This is a genomic window from Microcoleus sp. Z1_B2, assembly GCF_036700325.1.
Lineage (GTDB): Bacteria > Cyanobacteriota > Cyanobacteriia > Cyanobacteriales > Microcoleaceae > Microcoleus.
On the sequence record NZ_JAUBOQ010000041.1, the window covers coordinates 1 to 5,347 of the forward strand.

Sequence of the window (5,347 nt, forward strand, 5' to 3'; positions counted from 1 at the left end):
AGCATCATTTCGGTGCTGCCCCTGCTGACTCGCTCAAAGGCTGCTAATAAGGTTTCAACTTCTGTTTCTCTGCCGTAAAGTTTTTCGGGGATGAGGAAATGGTCTGTAATATCCTGCGTTCCCAATGCAAACGTCTCAATGTTACCCGTGTTTTGTAATTGAGCCAGACAAATTTCTAAATCGTGTTTCAATCCTAATGCACTCTGATAGCGAGTTTCCGCATTCTTGGCCATCAGTTTACTAACAATTTGGGATAAAATTAGGGGAACTTCTGGCTTGATTTGATGTACCGGAATCGGCTGTTTGGCTAGATGACAATGCACTAACTCCATTGGGTCGTCTGACTCGAAGGGTAACTGTGTTGTCAACAATTCATAGAAGGTCACACCCAGGGAATAAAAGTCACTCCGATAGTCAATGCCTCGATTCATTCTTCCTGTCTTTTCTGGGGAGAGATAAGCTAATGTGCCTTCGAGGGTGTTGGGATTCTGGATTTCTTGGGTTTCTCTCGACAGTTGGGAAGAAATACTGAAGTCAATGAGTTTAATTTGTTTGCTATGTGGGTTAATCAGAATATTGGCAGGTTTGATATCTTTATGAATAACTCGGTTTTGGTAGAGAGAGTGGAGAATATTTGCTAGTTCCCTGGCTAGGTTGAGAAAATTTTCTAAAGATAGAGATGTATCGGGTTGGTTTTTATCACTTGCTGCTGGGAGATAAGTAGACAGGGAAACTCCTCCAAAGTCTTCCATGATTAAAGCATAGGCGTTTTTGTAAGGTGCTAAATCGAGGGGTTCAACCACTCCAGGCAGACGTAGATTTTTGGCGATGGTATATTGGTTGCGGAATTGCACCAGTTCGCTGAAGCTGGGGTATTCGTTTCGCAGCAGTTTGATGACGACTGGAGTACGATCGCTCTCCCGAATACCTCGATAGACTAGAGTGCGAGATCCTGCATAGAGTTGTTCTGTTATCCGATACCCCGGCAGATCAGTAATTGTCTCCATTGTCCAGTCCTCACTCAATAAATTGGGGGTTAGTATATCTCTAGTTTACTCAGCAAACTTGGTAAATTCTCAATGGTCTCTAATGTTGCTGGACTTGTCAGTGGGCGTTCTGTACGAACGCAGGCAGCTCGTTCGATACTGAAGCCATATTATTAATTGTTTAGAACTTGTCTGCACTGGAGCGGAAATTATCCATAAGTATGTTTATATAACTCATTTGAGATGTTGATGGCGATCGCGTCTAGCAGTCGTGAAGCTCACAGGAGGCGATCGCCCCAAACAGCTATTTTTTGAGGTAGTTCAGTTTAAGCCCAAGGGTGGAAAGGTTTTCAACTTGGTTGTTTATCCTTGATATTTTTGAGGTAAAAATACTCAATGGTAGCCCTCATGCCCTCTTCTAGCAACCTAACGAACTCGCTCATCGGAAATGCTTGAATAACCCATTCTACATCAAATATTGCCCATTCAAAAGCAAAGTATACTTCGGAACTAGACGAAAATAAAATTTTTGGATGGATTTTATCTCAACTAAAAAATGTGTGATATTGAGCCGACTTACCCTGCGTATTTACTTCCCTAGTCTACCGTATATTTGTATTACCAGCAGTGGCTAGAACAAGGATTGCTTCTTCAATAACTGATGAAAATATTACCCCTATTCTGTGACTCAGCAGAATAGGGGTAATATTTTACTCTTCTTCATCAAGTAAAATAAGGGATGAGAATAAAAATCCATTAACGCTATTAATCGAGCAAAGCAAAGTGATTCAGCCCGTGAGCATTTTCTAGCCCCTTTATCTCTGCAATAGCTGGTAGTGTCTTACGTTTAATATCAAAAATTACACTAGCATGAATGTGTGTAAAAGCTTTGAAGCTTCTGACTTCTGAAAACAGATTTCTGTAATAAGCTGTTCGGCATTTAAAAGACGATAGTAGGGTGCGTCATTACAGAAGTGTTTTCCGCATAAGCGCGTAAGTGTTCACTCCTGATGCACCCTACAAGCCTCGTTACTGGTTTAAATGCTCCACAGGTTAGTGACAATACTCATCCATCAATTTCAAGGTTGAATCAGCTTGGCGAGGCTTAACCATAGACTCAGCTAAGGTTTGAGAGATTTTGTTCTATTATACTCTGCGCCGCGAAATTGAAAGAAGAGGGCAGGGCTGTTTCATTCTCTTGTAGGAGCAGCAAAGAGTGGCTGCCCCCATGTCGCCAAGGCTTGTGAATCATCGTCTGTGGGGGGTAGGAATTCTTGGCACTACAAGAGTCAAAATCGCGATTTTCGTGAAAATGAAACCGCCCTGCCTGCGTGCCCGATACCGCAGCCGATCGAAACAAAACGCTAAAATAGTAGCTCATACAATTTTGGAGTTAATATTTGACACTTGCACCCGCGCGCGAAAACGTCCTAGCTTGGCTCTGTGAGCGCGTTCCTGCTGCCCGAATCAAACATATCCTCGGAGTCGAACAGGTAGCAGGTGACTTGGCTCGCCATTACGGCCTCGACGAAGCAAAAGCCCGATCGGCGGGTTTGTTGCACGATTTGGCAAAATACTTCAAACCTCAACTGCTGCTGCAAATGGCCCAGAAGGAAGGTTTAGAGTTAGACTCAGTGTTGGAAGCACACCCGCATTTGCTGCACGCAGACGCCAGCGCGATCGTCGCCAGAGACGAATTCGGGGTGGTCGATCGAGAAATTTTGGACGCAATCGCCAATCACACCCTCGGCAGACCAAACATGAGCCAGCTCAGTTGTACCGTATTCATAGCAGATACCATAGAGCCGAGCCGCGGCAACACAGCCCAACTAGAAGCACTGCGCGAGGCAAGCTGGCAAAATCTTTATGCAGCCGTGTGGCAAACTAGCGATTATTCTCTTAAATATTTGCTAGAAACTCGCTGCTACATCCACCCCCGCACCGTACTTACGCGGAATTGGGCGCTGCAAATGGCCCGCGAACCGCCGGAAACAGGAAATTCGACCCAGAAGTCGATCGAACAAATCACAAGTTGAAAGTAAAATTCACCAGAAATTCTGTCCTTACTTTTGGCTTCAACCTAACTCCTATTTCCCGTCTCAAACTGCCAACAATCGACAGCCAATAGCGCACCCATTCTTTCTTACCGTATCAATTAGGAACTTAAACACTTAATGTCAGATATAACCCAACTCGAATACTCCAGGGCCCAGTCTACAGCAACGGACGGCACCTCCTCAGACGAAGCCCGTGGCCTGATCATGACCGTTGCCCAAGCAGCCGATGACCGCAAAGCAGTAGATATTGTATTGCTCCGCGTGTCAGAAGTATGCTTTTTGGCAGACTACTTTGCGATCGTCACCGGATTTTCCAACGTGCAGGTACGAGCCATCTCCCAAGCGATAGCAGACCAAGTGGAAGAAGAGTGGCAACGCTTGCCACTGCGTACACAAGGCCTATCAGACGCTAGTTGGGTTGTCATGGACTACGGCGACGCGATCATTCACATTTTGAAGCCTCAAGAGCGGGAGTTCTACAATTTAGAAGCGTTCTGGGGACACGCCGAACGCATTGACTTTTCCCCCACGTCGTGAGGATGGCTAATGTGAAAAACGTTTCTGCTTCTATTTGTCCCGTTCCGCAAGAACAGCGACCGATCAATGAATACCAAGAACTTAAAGAATCCTGGTTTTTTAGCTGGGTAACACTCAATTGGCCCGGATACCTGGCAAAACTAGCTTGGGTGTGGGCTTGGAGTTGCTTGGTATCGGTGCCGATAGCTGCTTCTAGCTTTGCTCCAAGCAAGTATCCAGCTCAGTTTGTCCTGTGCGGTGCCGCAGGTGCCGGTTTTATTCTAGGATTAGCTTTGCTGCGACTCTACTTGGGTTGGTTCTACGTGCGATCGCGCCTTTCAAATCCCACGGTCGTCTACGAAGAGTCTGGTTGGTACGATTGTCAATCTTGGCCTAAAACTCCCGAAGTTTTGCTTCAAGATCAGTTGATTGTTAACTACCAACTAGAACCAATTCTCAGGCGTCTGCGGCAGACATTTTATGGTTTGACAGTATTGCTGGTTGCCGGGGGACTAACTTGGAGTTGTTTGTAATCGGTTCGGTTCGGGAGTTTTGAGTTTTGAGATTGCCGCGCACAGCCAACGCCGGCACACTCCCGTGCATGAGTGAGAAACGATCGCCGAAAGATTAACTTTATAACTCTTAACTGGCAGCTCGCAACTCATAACTTCCACCGGCCCCAATCTAAAATCTAAAATCTAAAATCTAAAATTGATATGACAAGGGGAAAACGAACCCAAGCTCCCGAACTGGAAGTCACACTGCTGCGCGAAGGTATTGTGGAATCGAGGCACCGCGCCCAGGCCGCTGTCTGCGACAACCGCGGGCGCGTTCTGTCTGTTGCTGGTAACTCGGAAACGGCCTCATTTGTCCGTTCTTCACTCAAGCCTTTTCAAGCTTTGGCGGTGACGGGGACTGGCACTTTAGAACGCTACGAATTGACCGATCGAGATTTAGCGATTATTTGCAGTTCCCATCAAGGTACGATCGAGCAATCGCGCCAGGTATTTAACGTCCTGTGGCGCTGCGACATTGACCCCTCTAAACTTCAATGCCCCATTCCCGAAGGCAAAAAGAGCCCCCTGCAATACAACTGCTCCGGCAAACACGCCGGAATGCTGGCTGTCTGCCAGCAACTGCACTGGCCTCTGGACACTTATTTACGGCGCAAACATCCCGTCCAGCAGCTTATTTTGGGCAAAGTGGCTGACTTGCTGGCCATGCCTGCCGAAGAGTTTATCAGCGCTCGCGACGACTGCGGCGCTCCTACCTATCTGTTGCAGTTGGGGCAAATGGCGTCTTTGTACGCTAAGTTGGCCTCTGGCGACAATGTGGAGATGGAACGGATTGTCCGCGCTATGACTCACCACCCGATGATGGTTGCGGGTGAGGGCAAATTTGACACGGAACTGATGCGTTTGACTCAAGGGGAATTGGTGAGCAAGTCCGGCGCCGAAGGGGTGCAGTGCATTGGCCGCGTTGGCGAAGGCATGGGCTTGGCAATTAAGGTGACGGATGGAGGAAAGCGTGCTCAATTTGCTGTGGCGATTCACTTGCTCAAGCAGTTGGGGTGGATTACTCCGACGATCGCCGAAACTCTGGCGGAGACTTACCTGACTCTCAGTGAGTTCAAGCGCTTGGAGGTAATCGGGGAAGTTTCGATGCTTTAGGGCGATCGAGACTCGATCGCCGATTTCAGCAACCCCTCCCACAATCTAAAAAGTTTTTTTGATTTAGGGGTTGCAATTTTCAGAAAGATATGTTTATATTAAAGAGAGACAAAGCGAC

The 5,347-nt window shown here is 47.1% G+C and carries 5 protein-coding genes; 4 read left to right on the forward strand and 1 reads right to left on the reverse strand.

Annotated features, from left to right (window positions below; all coding sequences use genetic code 11):
• Positions 1-1,007: protein kinase domain-containing protein (locus tag QT984_RS22035; RefSeq protein ID WP_333374949.1), on the reverse strand; the 1,007-nt coding region annotated here is incomplete at its 3' end.
• A 1,379-nt stretch (positions 1,008-2,386) separates the two neighbouring features.
• Here QT984_RS22035 and yqeK point away from each other — a divergent pair.
• The 4 genes from yqeK to QT984_RS22060 all read left to right on the forward strand — a co-directional run bounded on the left by yqeK (position 2,387) and on the right by QT984_RS22060 (position 5,229).
• Positions 2,387-3,022: a bis(5'-nucleosyl)-tetraphosphatase (symmetrical) YqeK gene (gene yqeK / locus QT984_RS22045; RefSeq protein ID WP_333234292.1), complete on the forward strand. Its 636-nt coding sequence runs from the start codon at positions 2,387-2,389 to the stop codon at positions 3,020-3,022.
• A gap of 138 nt (positions 3,023-3,160) precedes the next feature.
• Positions 3,161-3,580: a ribosome silencing factor gene (gene rsfS / locus QT984_RS22050; RefSeq protein WP_333234293.1), complete on the forward strand. Its 420-nt coding sequence runs from the start codon at positions 3,161-3,163 to the stop codon at positions 3,578-3,580.
• A 2-nt stretch (positions 3,581-3,582) separates the two neighbouring features.
• Positions 3,583-4,092: a CGLD27 family protein gene (locus tag QT984_RS22055; protein WP_333058566.1), complete on the forward strand. Its 510-nt coding sequence runs from the start codon at positions 3,583-3,585 to the stop codon at positions 4,090-4,092.
• Positions 4,093-4,275: 183 nt separating this feature from the next.
• Positions 4,276-5,229, forward strand: coding sequence for an asparaginase (locus QT984_RS22060; RefSeq protein ID WP_333275166.1), 954 nt, complete (start codon positions 4,276-4,278; stop codon positions 5,227-5,229).
• Positions 5,230-5,347: the final 118 nt, after the last annotated feature.

Coding starts and splice junctions, on each gene's coding strand:
- rsfS (WP_333234293.1), top strand. CDS start 3,161: ATGTCAGATATAACCCAACTCGAATACTCCAGGGCCCAGTCTACAGCA.
- QT984_RS22055 (WP_333058566.1), top strand. CDS start 3,583: ATGGCTAATGTGAAAAACGTTTCTGCTTCTATTTGTCCCGTTCCGCAA.
- QT984_RS22060 (WP_333275166.1), top strand. CDS start 4,276: ATGACAAGGGGAAAACGAACCCAAGCTCCCGAACTGGAAGTCACACTG.